We start from the raw sequence: 12,651 nt of genomic DNA, 5'->3' as shown, positions 1-12,651 counted from the left end.
CCGCGTGCGCCCGCCTCAGCCCAGCCTGAAGTCCTGATCACCGGCGATGGTCGGCACGTCCATCTGAGCCCGCTGCAGAGTCCCCGAGTAGTCCCAGTTCAGGGCCTGCCAGCGGGTGAACTGGTCGATCACCCACATACCCGACTGCCGAGAGCCGTTGCCGGAGCGGCCGTTCCCGCCGAACGGCAGGTGCGCCTCGGCCCCCGAGGTGGAGTTGTTGACGCTGACCATCCCGGCCCGTACCCCCCGGCGGAACCGGAAGGCGGCTGCCGCGTCGCTCGTGTAGATCGCGGCGGAGAGCCCGTAGCCGGGGGCGTTCGCCAGTTCCACGGCCTCGTCGAGGTGGTCGTACGGCATCACCCCCACCAGAGGACCGAACGTCTCTTCCTGGAAGACACGGTCGCCCGGACGGACGCCCTGAACGATGGTCGGGTGGTAGAAGAGGCCTGCGTCGGCGTCGCCCAGGAAGTTCCTGCGGGGCTGGGACGCCGTGATGCGGCCCAGGGCGGTCGAGCCGCGGGGGGTGTGATGCGGCTGGAGCCAGTCCAGGAATCCCTCGAAGCGCTCCGCGAACCTGGAATCGATCAGCGGGCCGTAGAGAACGTCCTGCGTGGGGTCGCCGATCGGGCAGTTCTCCACGGCCTCGGAGAACCGGCGCAGGAACTCGTCGTACACCGTCCGCTGGACGAGCACCGTACCGAGCGAGGTGCAGCGCTGCCCCGCGGTGCCGAAGCCCGAGAAGAGAGCTCCGCGGACGGCCAGGTCCAGGTCCGCGTCCTCGGCGACCACCAGGGGGTTCTTGCCGCCCAGCTCCAGGCAGGGACTCTGCAGGTACCGGCCGGCCAGCGCGCCGATCCGGCTGCCCACGGCGGTCGACCCGGTGAAGCCGATCTTGTCCAGGTCTCCTGCCTCCAGTGACCGTTCCAGACCGTGCCAGGTCTGCTCGCCGTCGGCGAAGACCAGGTTCAGCACCCCCTGGGGCACCCCCGCGTGTGTCATCAGGTCGAACAGGGCCGCCGAAGTGGCCGCGGCGTACTCCGCGGGCTTCCAGACCACCGTGTTGCCGCACAGCAGGGCGGGCACGATGTACCAGGCGGGCACAGCCACCGGGAAGTTGCCGGCGGTGATCACGGACACCACGCCGACGGGCTCGCGGAAGGTGAAGAGCTGCTTGTCGGCCATCTCGCTCGGGACCGTCTGGCCGTACAGCCGCCTCCCTTCACCGAGGAAGAAGTCGCAGGTGTCGACGATCTCCTGCACCTCGCCCAGGGCTTCCGCGTACGGCTTGCCGATCTCCCGGGTGACCAGGGCGGCGAGCTTCTCCTTGTTGGCCTCCACCAGCCGTCCCATGGCTGCCACCACCCTGCCGCGCACCGGCGACGGCACATCGGCCCACCGGCGCTGGGCGGCGCGGGCGGCCGAGCAGGCTTCGGCGAACGTCCTGGCCTGCGACAGGGCCACCTCGGCCACGGTCTCGTCCAGTCGCGCGGGATTGACCGACCGGTACAGGGTGGCTTCGGCCGTCTCGGGTTCCGCGGACGGCGCCCGCCCTGCGACCACCGACGACACCACCGGCGTCACACGCGTGGTCATGCGGCCGCCTCCTCTCGGTCCATGAGGTGCAGCACCCGGTCGAGCGCTCCGAGCACGAGATCCAGCTCCTCCGCACGGACGGCGAGCGACGGACGGACACGCACGCCCAAGGGGCCGGCGGGCAGCATCAGAACCCGCTCCTCCTCCCGCAGCCGGGTCAGCAGCACGTCACGCTGCTCACTGGTCGGCATGTCGAAGGCGCACAGCAGGCCCCGGCCCCGGGCCGCTGTCACCAGCCGGGGATGGCGGCGGGCGAGGTCTTCCAGCCCCGTGCGGAAGCGGTCGCCGAGCACCTTGGCGCGCGGGATCAGCCCGTCGCGCTCGATGACCTCCAGCAGGCGGCGCGACCTGACCATGTCGACGAGGTTGCCGCCCCAGGTGGAACTGATCCGGCTGCTCACCCGGAAGACGTTGCCGGGGACCTCGTCCACCCGGCGCCCAGCCATGATGCCGCCGACCTGAGCCTTCTTGGAGAAGGCCACGACGTCCGGGGCGAGTCCCAGCTGCTGGTACGCCCAGGGGCTTCCGGTCACACCGACGCCGGTCTGCACCTCGTCGAGGACGAAGAGGGCGTCGTGGTCGTGGCACATGCGTTGCATGGCCTGGAGGAAGGCGGGGCGCATGTGGTTGTCACCGCCCTCGCCCTGGATGGGCTCGGCGATGAAGCAGGCGATGTCGTGCGGATGGGCGCGGAAGGCGGCCTCGGCCTGGTCGAGCGCGCGGCGCTCCGCCTGTTCCAGATCCGCGAGGGACCGCGCGTCCAGGGGGTGGCGGATCGCGGGTACGTCGATCCGCGGCCAGTCGAAGACAGGGAAGCGGTCGGTCTTGTCCGGGTCCGTGTTCGTCAGGGACATGGTGTAGCCGCTGCGGCCGTGGAAGGCCCGGGTGAGGTGCATGGCCCTGGTGCCGAGGCCGGCCGCACGGCCACGCGCCTCGTTGTGCCGGCTCTTCCAGTCGAAGGCGCACTTGAGCGCGTTCTCCACGGCGAGGGCACCGCCCTCGACGAAGAACAGGTGCGGAAGGTCGGGGTCCCCCAGCACCCGCACGAAGGTCTCCACGAACTCCGCCAGGTGCGTGGTGTACATGTCGCAGTTGGCGGGTTTGTTCACCGCGACGGCCGCCAGCTGCGCCATGAAGTCCGCGTCCTCGACGATCTCCGGAGGATTGAGCCCCAGCGGACTGGAAGCGAAGAACGTGTACATGTCGAGGTAGCTCTCCCCCGAGCTCGCGTCGACCAGCCACGACCCACGGCTGCGCTCCAGGTCCAGGGGGAAGGGGAAGCCGTCGGTCAGCAGGTGGCGGCCGAGGGTGCGGTGCACGTTCTCCGGACGGACGGCAGCGCTCATGGGCGCACTGGTCTCCGTCAGCGAGGTGTCCAGCATCGATCGATCCTTTCGAGAAGTCTGGTCAGGGAGCGGGCGGACCGTCCGCGCACGTCCGGGGTCCGGACTGCACGAGCTCCTCCAACAGGCCGGCGAGCGAGGCGGCGTGACGCTGCTCGGTGAGCGAGTGGTGGGTGCCGGGAACCCACCGGGTGCGCACGGGGCGCCCCAGCAGCGCGGACCAGCCGAGGTCCTCGGGCACGTCACCCCACGCGCTCTCCTGCGCCGCGCGCAACAGGGTGACCGGCGCCTGACAGGCAGCCGGCGCGGGGCCGGTCTGCATGGCACGTACGTGCCATGCGTGGACCTCGGCATACGGCCGCAGGTCCGCCGCGGTGTAGGCGATCCCGGACTCCCGCGACAGCAGGCCGGCCACCGCCTCGAGGATCCGCTCCGGGTTGTCCTCCGTCCCGGGGATCCGGAGCGCCTCGGGATCGGCCCCGAAGAGCCCCGCGTACTCCTGGACCGCGGAGCGGGGCCGGGTGGCCAGAACATCCGGCGTCGCGCTGTCGAGCAGCACCACGGATCCGATGCGGTGGCCCGCGCGCTCGGCGATCCGGGCCATCTCCACGGCCACGACGCCCCCGAAGGACCAGCCGACGAGTGCGGCCCCCTCGACGAGCCCCGCCTCGGCCGCTTCTGCCAGGTACGACTCGGCCACCCGGCGCACACTGCACTCGTCCGGCGGTCCCGGTTCCGTCGCCTCGAACGCCGCGACCGGGTATCCGGGAGCAAGGTGCGGCAGCAGTCGGCGGAAGCCGCCGGCGCTGCCGCTCGACGGGTGGACGAAGAGCAGCGGCCGGCCCGTTGTCCCGCGCAGCCGGACCAGGGTGCGCCGGCTCCGCGTGAGCTGTTCAGCCGGCATGGGCGGTACGGATCAGAGCGGCGATGGACGCAACCGTCGGGCTGACGACGACCTGCTGCAGCGAGAGCGTCTCGTGGCCGCCGGCGCGCAGCCGGTTGACCAGTCGGGCCAGCAGCAGTGAGTGCCCGCCGGCGTTGAAGAACTCGTCGTCCGGCCGTGGCCAGCCCTGTCCGACGATCTCCCGCCAGGCCGTGGCGACGATCCGCTCGTACGTGTCGTACTCCTCCGGAACGGCCTCTTCGGACCGTTCGGCGCGCCCGAGCAGAGCCTTCCGGTCGACCTTGCCGTTCACCAGGGTGTCCAGCGCCGGCAGCACGGTGACCGAGGCGGGGATCATCGGGCGCGGCAGATGCCGCTGGAAGGCCGCGAGGACCAGGTGCGAGGAGGTGTTTCCGGTGACGAAAGCCCGCAGACAGGGGTCCCCGCGGTCGTCCAGTACCACTGCCGCCTCCCGTACGCCGTCGGCGGCAAGGGCCACCTGTTCGACCTCACCCAGGTCGATGCGCCAGCCGTTGAGCTTGACCTGGTGGTCCTGGCGGCCCGCCACCCGCAGCGCACCGCCCTCGTCGAGTACGCCCAGGTCACCCGTCCGGTACACCGGGAACGAGCGTTCGCCGAGATCGAGCCGCCCGAACGGGGACTCCCCCGGGGGAGCGGCGCGATAGCCTCCGACCCCGGGACCACCGATGGCCACCTCGCCCAGGATGCCGTGGGGCAGGGGCAGCCCCTGGCTGTCGACGACGGCGAGGCCGGCGCCGGCCACGGCCGTGCCCACGCTGATCGTCCGGCCCTCCGTCACCCGTCCCGCGGTGGCGGTGGCGGTCGTTTCGGTCGGTCCGTAGAGGTTCCAGATCTCCGCCTCGGGGAACAGCGCGCCGATACGGCGTACCAGGGACGGGTCGAGGGGTTCACCCCCGAGGAGGAACCGCCGGACCGACGGCAGGGGCTGAGGCTGTGCCGCCTCGAACGCGGTGAGCAGAGCGGAGGCGTAGCTCGGTACACAGTTCAGGCTGATCGGACGCTGCAGGGCGGCGAGTTCGGCCCGGACCGCCTCCAGGTCGAGTCGGTCGGCCGTCAGCAGGGTGATGCAGCCACCGCCGTACAGCACGCCGAGGGTCTGCTTCAGCGACGCGTCGAAGACGGGGCTGGACAGGACCGGGAGGACCGACTGCCGGGAAAGGAGCTCCTCGGCGCACCAGCGCAGGTAGTTGTCGAGGCTCGCACGGCTGATCTCCACGAGCTTCGGTACGCCGGTGGATCCGGAGGTCCGCAGCAGATAGGCGGGGTCCTGCGGCCGGACGGCGGCCGCCGGGGCGACGGCCTGCGCGGTCTGTGGGATGTCGGCCAGCGCCACGGCACGGCAGCCGTCGGGCCAGGTGATGTCGGGCGTACCACGGCCGGTCAGGACGACCGTGGCTCCGGCGAGCCGGACCGCGTCGGCCAGGCGGGCGGGGGGCTCGTGGGGCGAGAGCGGGAGGAAGACCGCACCCAGCCGGTGCACGGCGAGAAGCGCGGCCGGCAGATCGGGCTCGGCCTCGGCCAGGACGCCCACCACCGTGCCGGGGCGCACCTCGCCCAGGGCCGCCGCCACGGCGGACACCCGGTGTTCCAGCTGCCGGTAGGTGGCCCGCTGCGAGCCCTGGCGGCAGGCAAGGGCGTCGGGAGTGTCCCGCACGTGCCGCATGAACCGTTCGCCGAGCGGCTCGGCCGTGGTGTGCCGGGCCGAGGCCGCCATGCGCTCGGTCAGCTCTTCCCGGGCGCCCGCAGGAAGGAGCGCCAGCTGCGCGACGGGCGTCTGCGGTCTGGCGACCAGATCGGCCAGCAGCCCGCCCCAGGCGTTCAGCAGCGCGTCGAGCCGGCTGCGGGGCGCGGGACCGGTGGCGTCGATGTGCAGGGCGCCCCCGCTGCCGTCGTCCTCGCGCAGGGAACAGGTGAACCGGGCACCGAGCGGGTGCCGCCACGCGACCCGGTACCAGCCGGACGGCAGAGCGGGCTCGCCGGTGGTGTCGAAGACCAGTTCCGGCTGTGCGGTGCCGTGGGGCAGGGCGGGAACGCCGAGCATGGCACGGGCCTCGTCCAGCCGCACCAGCCACCGGCTCAGAGCCTCGGCGCCGCCCTGGCCGAGGTCGATGTCCTCGACGAGGGGGAACACCTGGGTCAGCGGGCCGCAGACCGTGTCCAGCCCCATGAGTTCCCGCGCGTCCGCGGCGACCGCGAACGCATGGCCGAGGGCCAGCCGGCGCAGCACGACGGCGAGCGCGAAACCGGCGAGGTCCGTGACGGAACATCCTGCCTCGGCGGCCGCTTTCGCCATCAGCTCGCCGGTGCGCCGGTCCAGCAGGTGGCGCGCGCCGGCGCCGTCCGCGGGAGCGTCGTCCGCGCTTCCGGGGACCACGTCGCACACCGTGGCACGGCCCGGCCCGTCCGGTTGCCGCAGGGCCCAGTACCGCTCCTCCTCCGCCAGCTCCCCCTTGCGGATCATGGCTCGGTGGGCCGTGGCGACGGCGAGGTAGTCGGGCCGGGCGAGGGCGGCGGCAGGCGCACCCTCAAGGGTGCTGGCAGCATCGGCCAACAGCATGCCGATCGACCGGGTGTCGGCGAAACCCGCGCCGCACGCGATACGGACTTCCGGCCCGTCCCAGCCGCCGGTGACGGTGATCCGCAGGGTCCCGCCGGTCAGTTCCCATCCGGAGCCGTCGGGCAATGCCTGCCGGTGCACCTTCTGACCGCGCTGCAGCGGCTGGGTCGCGCCGTCGACCCACTCGTGGTCTCCGGTCAGCGCCGGATTCGCGGACAGGGCCCGGTACAGGGCGTCGCGCAGGCCGGTCGTGCCGGCACCCGGTACCCGTACGTGGAGAAGCAGCTCCCGGTCCGCGCGGCCGAGGGCGGCCTGCTGAAAGGGACTGAGTTCGTGCAGCCGGGCCGGCTTGTCCTCGCCGGCCGGTGCGTGCGGGTTGCCCGTCTCGTTCGACATCTCAGTCCTTTCGCAGCGAGAGGTAGGATTCGGCGGTCTTGAGCAGGATGCGGCGCGGCCCGCTGAAGGGGCGGCGACCGTGGGCGGCGAGCATGTTGTCGACGACGAGGGTGTCGCCCACCTCCCAGTCGAACTGGACCGAGTTCCGCTCCACGACGTCGTTGACGATCGCTATGACCTCGGCATCGATCTCGGAACCGTCGCCCCAGAAGACGTTGTTGGGCCACAGCTGTTCGTCGGAGTCGTCCGGGGAGGTCGACAGCGCTTCGCGGATACCGCTGTCCATGCGGGAGATGTGGAATCCGTGGGCGTAGTTGAACCACACCTCTTCACCGGTGTACGGGTGGACGGCCGTGGCCGCGCGCTTCTCATAGGTGCGCAGGCGATCTGAGCCGATCCACTCGACACGGCGTCCCTCACGCGCGCACAGATCTTCGACCGCCTTGCGGTCGTCCGTCTCGTACGAGCGCTGCCAGGTCCGGTTGTATCCGTATCCCCGTACATACATCAGCCCGCGCTCGGTGAATTCTTTCCGGATCTCTTCCGGGATTTCCCGGAAGATTTTCCGGTTGTCCGCGATGGGGGTCTGGCCACGGTCCACCGGAGCGATGTCGCACTGAAAGAAGAGCAGCATCGGCCAGTCGTTGGAGTAGCAGAACTCGCTGTGCAGGCGGATATCCAGCTCCTCCGGATACTCGCTTGCCGTGTAGGTGTTCTGGTTCACACGGCTACGGATGGCAGCGCCGCCCTGGTAGTCGACAGGCCGGCCGCCGAACGCGTTCACGAGCGAATCGAAGTCCGGCCGGACCGGGGACCGGAACAACAGAGCGCCGTGTCGGTGCAGTTCGGCCCGGAGGTCCTCCCGGTTCTCCGAGATCCAAGCGATCAGGTCCGTGTCCGGCGCCGCCTCGACGACCAGGGGGAGCGCCTGCTCGTTGTAGGTCGTCCGACGGACCGGGGAAACCTCACCCACCGTGTCGGCCGACTGCGCCACAAGACTGGCGAACTTGTTCAGTGCCATAACTCTTCCTCCTTTCCAAGTGTTTTTTTACGGGCAAACAAAAGCAGTGTTCATCACGCCTCCGCGTGGGGTGTTGATGATCGTGGCTCCGGGGTCGGCGCTCTGCCGCACGAGAATTCCGGATCCCTTTCCGCCCATCACCAGCGGGCTGAACACCCCGGTGGTCGGAACGATGTCCGGCTCCTCCGATCCGGGCTGCCGGACCGGCTGCATGAACGTGTCCGGGCGATGGAATTCCTGTGCGATGTAATGGCCGTCGGCCAGCGCGTCCGCGACCGCGTCGTGCCACTCGGAGTCGGAGGTCTCCCGCCCGGCGACGACGCCGCGGGCACCGAACAGGTCGGCCGGCTTGAGCACGAAGCGAGCCCGTTCCTTCAGCAGAAGGTCCAGCAGACCCGTATGGCCGTCCTGCCATTCCACCCGCGTGTCCGCGACCTCACGGGTCCACGGCACGGTGCGCCGGACGAAGGCACGGTCCCCGCTGGACAGATGGGCCGCGTCCTCGCTGAGCCAGGCGAGCAGCTTCTTGTTCGTGTACACGCCGCCCGCCTCCGGCGCGAGGACGAGCGTGGTGTCACGGTGAACCGCCTCGCGCATCGCGGTGACGTCCAGCGGGTCCTCGTGCGCGTTGACGATGGTGAACATGCGCAGCGCCACATCGAGCGGGATCCCCTGGAACTCCAGCCCCGCCGGGCCGTGTTCCAGCTCGTCCGGTACGGCGAAGACGCACGGCATTCCATGGCGTGCGAAGTCGTTGACGACGTCCTCGAAGTACTCCTCGCCGCCGAACCCCGGGCCGCGCCGGTGGCCGAGAAGGGCCACTGTGGGCCGGGTGGCGCCCCGGGCGCGCGCGGCCGCGGCCACGACGTCCCGGCGGGGGCCGAAGTTGTCCATCGACGACATGCGCAGCGCCCGGGCGACTGGTGCGAACGTCGGCTCGCGCCAGTAGAAGCCGTCGATGGCCGACAGGTGCTCGATGCCCGCCACGGCGCTGTCGAGGTTGCACTCCACGAACCAGGGCCGCCCGCCGCTGACCACGATGTCCGGCCGCGCCATGGCGAAGGCCCAGCGATTCCACGACGGCCGGTCGGTGAGCACGCTGCACGGCGGCACCCGGTAGCCGAGCCGCTCCACGAGAGTGGGGAAGTCCGGCGCCCGCCGGTCGCCCACCGCGGCGATGAGCCGCACCAGGCGTCGCGTCGCGGCGACCATGCCGGCGGCCGCCCGCTGCGTGAGCAGCACGGGACGTAGCGGGACCGGCGCGGCCGGGTGCCGGTACATCCCTTCGGCGCCTTCGTCCGTCGCCCCCATGTGCCGGTCGAGGCGTGCGGCCCGCTCACAACTGTCCCGTCGTGCCGGTGCCGAGCCCAGCAGTGCCTCGTCGACGGTGCGCGCGACGTCTGTCGCGATGAAGTTCATCAAGTCCTCCATGAGTTGCCGTGCACGGCATGCGCGCCGGTCAGCCGGCGGGGTGCATCAAGACGTTGATCGACGCGCCGAGACCGGCGTTGACGACTCCTCCCGCGTCGTCCGGGGCGTGCCGGACCAGACAGCCCGCGGGCTTGCCGTCGAAGACGTTGAATCCGTAGACGGGCCGGACCGACACCTCCCGGCGCCGGGACGCGGAGCGCCGGTAGTGGCTCACGACCACCGAGTCCTGGCGCACGAACTCCTGCACCACGTGGCCGCCGCCCTGGAGCGCCTCGTCCACGCGCTTGCGCCACTCCCCGTCCGTCGCCTCACAGCCGATCACCACCCCGTGGCCGCCGTAGTCGGAGACCGGCTTGAGCACGAAGTCGTCCCGGCGGGACCGCAGCAGCAGGGGCAGCTGCCAAGTGCCGCCCCGGTAGCGGACCTCCTCGTCGGCGACCACCCGGGTCCACGGCAGATGACGGTCGACGAAGGCGCGTTCGTCATCGGTCATCCAGGGCCGCCCCTGTGACATCCATGCCAGAACCGTCTTGTTCTGCAGGAGGAACGCGGATTCGGGGGCGAGCAGCAGGGCACCGCGGCGCACCGCCTCGGCCACCGGGGCCAGATCGACGCCCAGGCGGTCCCAGTCGAGCTGCATGAAGTGACTCAGTACGACCGGGCGGCGTACTCCGCCGTCCGACGTGACCAACTGCTCCGGCTCGAGGAACTCGGCCGGCACGCCGACGGAGCGGAGGTGTTCCACCTCCAGATCGAAGAAGCGGGTGCCGGGGTAGTCGGGATCCCGCATGGTGCCCAGCAGTCCGACACCCCCCGCCTCGTCGCCGGCCTCGGCGAGCGCGCGGGCGAAGAGTTCATGACGCACCGCGAACGGGTCGGGCCCGTCGTACAGGGGTGAGTCGTCCGGGCCGCGGAACGCCGCGCGGTGGCAGTCGGTCATCATGCGGACGTGCGGCGGCCCCCCGATCGCTCCGCCGATGTTGCACTCCAGGATGCGCAGCCGGCCCTCGCTGAGGACGGCGTCCGTGCGGGACATGCAGGCCGCCCAGGCACGCTCGCGCGGGTCTGCGGTGAGCAGCCGGTGCCGTTCGCGTGGGACACCGAGCCGTTCCAACAGGTCGAAGGGGCCTGCCTCGTCCTCCCAGCAGGTGCGCTCCAGGAGCCGGACGAACCGTTGCACGACGGCGTAGTAACCGTCGTGCGCCGCACGGGGGACGACGACCGGGTGCAGAGCGAGATTGTCGTCGCTGACGTACGGAAGACCCCGCAGTGCTGCGGAGAGACGGTCGGCATGGCGTGCGGCGTCGAAGCCGGGGCCGGCCCACGGGGGCGGCGTCGGGTCAGCCATGAACGCTCCCGGCGGGCACGGGGACCTGGCCGTAGACCAGGTCCATGTAGCGTTCACCGCGGTCGGCGAAGAGCGTGAGCACCCGGGTTCCGGGCGGGAGCCCCGGGGCGATCGCACCGATGGCGCTGACCACCGCGCCCGAGGAGGCGCCGGCGAGGATGCCTTCGCTGCGCAGCAGCGCACGGCAGCCGGCCACGGCCTCGTCCTCGCCCACGTACACGACGTCGTCGGGACGGAACCGGGACGCCAGCTCCGGCGCCATGCTCGAACCGTGGCCCGGGAGGCGACGAGGTCCGGGAGCCCCGCCGAAGACGACGGATCCGCGCGCGTCGACCGCGACCGTGCGCAGCGCCGGCCATCGCTCTCGCAGACGACGGGCGAGCCCTTGCAGCGTGGCGGTCGTGCTCACCGCGGCGACCAGTACGTCGACGGTTCCGGTGACCTGTTCGAGGATCTCGTTCGCCGTGTGCCGGTAGTGGGCCTGCCAGCACAGGTCGTTCGCGTACTGATTGACCCAGACGGCCTTCGGGTCGCGTTCGACGATGTCGCGGACACGGGCGATCCGGGTTTCCAGATATCCGCCCATGCGATCCCGCTGCGAGACCATGTCGATCCGCGCACCGAGGTCGGAAAGGATTTTCAGGTTGACCGAGGAGACATTGGGGTCGAGCACACAGGTGACACTCAGGTCATAAAGGGGTGCGAGTGCCGAGAGAGCGATACCGAAGTTCCCGGAGGAGCTTTCCACCAGGTGGCTTCCCGGTTTCAGGGTGCCATCGGCCAGCCAGCTTTCAATGACATGGCGGGCCGCCCGGTCTTTCATGCTGCCCAGCGGATTCAGATATTCCAGCTTGGCGAGAACGTCGAAGGACTCCGCCGAGAAGAGCCGGCCGAGGCGCACCACCGGGGTGTTTCCGACCGCTTCGGCGATTGAGTTGTTGATCACGAGTTTTCCACCATCACCTGGGCAGCCGCATGCCGAGGCCCGACTTTCGCGCGACCGCCACGACCCGGTGAGCCAGGGCGACGTCCTGGACGGACATGCCGAAGGGGTTCACCACGGTCACGCCGTCCGCCGGCGGGATGCCCGGCCCGGTCGCGTCGAGGAGGTAGGAGCCCAGCTCGCCGTCCACCGCGCGCGAGCCGGGGCCGGCGGGCGGCTCCCCGGGACCGTGGAGCAGGCCGTCGCGGTACATGCGCCCCAGCAACCGCCGGGAGTCGGCCCGAACCAGGTTCCAGTCGTCCACCACGACCCGGGAGGCGCGCAGCACGACCTCGGGAAGCAGGTCGTCGAGGGAGACGTGGACCACGACGGCACCCTGGCTGAGCCAGTCGTACCGGATGTAGCCGTCCGTCACCGTCGTCACCGGGATGACCACGTCGGCGCCCTGGACGGCCGCGCGCGGATCGGCCTCGACCGTGATGCGGACCCCGTACCGGTCCGCGGCCTCCCGGTGGCGCTCGGCGAAGGCGGCGGCCGCCGCGGGGTCCCGGTCCTGCACCCGGACGCCTGTCAGGTCGGCGAGCCGGGGAAGCAGCAGCCTGAGGTGGGTGTCGGCCTGCACTCCGCAGCCGACGAGCGCGAGGTGCCGCACCGGGCGGACCGTGAAGGTCTCGATCGCGGCCGCGGAGACCGCCGCCGTACGCGTGGCGCTGATGAGTGCGGCGTCCATCATGGCGTAAGGGTGCGCGGTCTCCGGATCGAAGAGCAGCGTCAGACCGTCGGCGCGCGGAATTCCCCGGCCGGCATTTCCGAGGGACGCGTTGATTATCTTCGTTCCGACCGCTCGCGGGGAACCCTCGACCAGGCCCGGCATGTTCAGGCTGCGGGCACTGTGCCCATCCGATGTGACCCAGCCCAGATAGCCCTCGTCGGGGACGACCGTCTGCCCTCGCGCATGGGCCCGCAAGGTGTCCGCAGCGACCGCGACGGGGTCGATCTCATTCAGCGCCAGTGCCACGTCGGTCCGGGTCAGATAAAGAAGTTCGCCGGAATCCTGGTACGGCTCAGCAGCGCTTGGGCACACGTCCCTTTGC

Annotated in this window: 9 protein-coding genes; all 9 read right to left on the bottom strand. The window is 70.9% G+C overall.

Features of this window, described 5'->3' with window-relative positions:
* Nucleotides 1-15: 15 nt before the first annotated feature.
* Genes ACZ41I_RS32470 through ACZ41I_RS32430 form a run of 9 tightly spaced genes read right to left on the bottom strand, consistent with a single transcriptional unit; the run spans nt 16 to nt 12,575 of the window.
* Nucleotides 16-1,593, bottom strand: a complete 1,578-nt coding sequence (locus tag ACZ41I_RS32470; RefSeq protein ID WP_468515735.1) for an aldehyde dehydrogenase family protein — start codon at nt 1,591-1,593, stop codon at nt 16-18.
* A complete protein-coding gene (lat, locus tag ACZ41I_RS32465) occupies nt 1,590-2,975 on the bottom strand; it encodes an L-lysine 6-transaminase (RefSeq protein WP_468515734.1) in 1,386 nt (461 codons plus the stop codon). Before lat ends, ACZ41I_RS32470 begins: the two co-directional genes overlap by 4 nt.
* 25 nt (nt 2,976-3,000) lie before the next feature.
* The gene (locus ACZ41I_RS32460) at nt 3,001-3,840 is read right to left on the bottom strand and encodes a thioesterase domain-containing protein (protein WP_468515733.1); all 840 of its coding nucleotides are present in this window, start codon (nt 3,838-3,840) and stop codon (nt 3,001-3,003) included.
* Nucleotides 3,830-6,814 (bottom strand): AMP-binding protein, encoded by a 2,985-nt coding sequence (locus ACZ41I_RS32455; protein WP_468515732.1) that lies wholly within the window; start codon nt 6,812-6,814, stop codon nt 3,830-3,832. The genes ACZ41I_RS32460 and ACZ41I_RS32455 overlap by 11 nt, the downstream gene beginning before the upstream one ends.
* 1 nt (nt 6,815) lies before the next feature.
* Nucleotides 6,816-7,835, bottom strand: coding sequence for a TauD/TfdA family dioxygenase (locus tag ACZ41I_RS32450; protein WP_399766651.1), 1,020 nt, complete (start codon nt 7,833-7,835; stop codon nt 6,816-6,818).
* A 27-nt stretch (nt 7,836-7,862) separates the two neighbouring features.
* Nucleotides 7,863-9,254, bottom strand: a complete 1,392-nt coding sequence (locus ACZ41I_RS32445; protein WP_468321104.1) for a hypothetical protein — start codon at nt 9,252-9,254, stop codon at nt 7,863-7,865.
* A gap of 40 nt (nt 9,255-9,294) precedes the next feature.
* A complete protein-coding gene (locus ACZ41I_RS32440) occupies nt 9,295-10,614 on the bottom strand; it encodes a hypothetical protein (RefSeq protein WP_468515731.1) in 1,320 nt (439 codons plus the stop codon).
* Nucleotides 10,607-11,560: a 2,3-diaminopropionate biosynthesis protein SbnA gene (gene sbnA / locus ACZ41I_RS32435; protein WP_399766658.1), complete on the bottom strand. Its 954-nt coding sequence runs from the start codon at nt 11,558-11,560 to the stop codon at nt 10,607-10,609. The genes ACZ41I_RS32440 and sbnA overlap by 8 nt, the downstream gene beginning before the upstream one ends.
* A gap of 13 nt (nt 11,561-11,573) precedes the next feature.
* The gene (locus ACZ41I_RS32430; protein WP_363215790.1) at nt 11,574-12,575 is read right to left on the bottom strand and encodes an ornithine cyclodeaminase; all 1,002 of its coding nucleotides are present in this window, start codon (nt 12,573-12,575) and stop codon (nt 11,574-11,576) included.
* Between the last annotated feature and the right edge of the window lie 76 nt (nt 12,576-12,651).

The sequence above is a fragment of the Streptomyces sp. NPDC030799 genome (genome assembly GCF_055572255.1).
Note: the sequence above shows the minus strand (reverse complement) of the source record. Positions and strands in the feature narration are given on the sequence as shown.

Bases quoted from the DNA above. Each gene is read 5' to 3' on its own strand.
- ACZ41I_RS32470 (WP_468515735.1), bottom strand. From the start codon at position 1,593: ATGACCACGCGTGTGACGCCGGTGGTGTCGTCGGTGGTCGCAGGGCGG.
- lat (WP_468515734.1), bottom strand. From the start codon at position 2,975: ATGCTGGACACCTCGCTGACGGAGACCAGTGCGCCCATGAGCGCTGCC.
- ACZ41I_RS32460 (WP_468515733.1), bottom strand. From the start codon at position 3,840: ATGCCGGCTGAACAGCTCACGCGGAGCCGGCGCACCCTGGTCCGGCTG.
- ACZ41I_RS32455 (WP_468515732.1), bottom strand. From the start codon at position 6,814: ATGTCGAACGAGACGGGCAACCCGCACGCACCGGCCGGCGAGGACAAG.
- ACZ41I_RS32450 (WP_399766651.1), bottom strand. From the start codon at position 7,835: ATGGCACTGAACAAGTTCGCCAGTCTTGTGGCGCAGTCGGCCGACACG.
- ACZ41I_RS32445 (WP_468321104.1), bottom strand. From the start codon at position 9,254: ATGAACTTCATCGCGACAGACGTCGCGCGCACCGTCGACGAGGCACTG.
- ACZ41I_RS32440 (WP_468515731.1), bottom strand. From the start codon at position 10,614: ATGGCTGACCCGACGCCGCCCCCGTGGGCCGGCCCCGGCTTCGACGCC.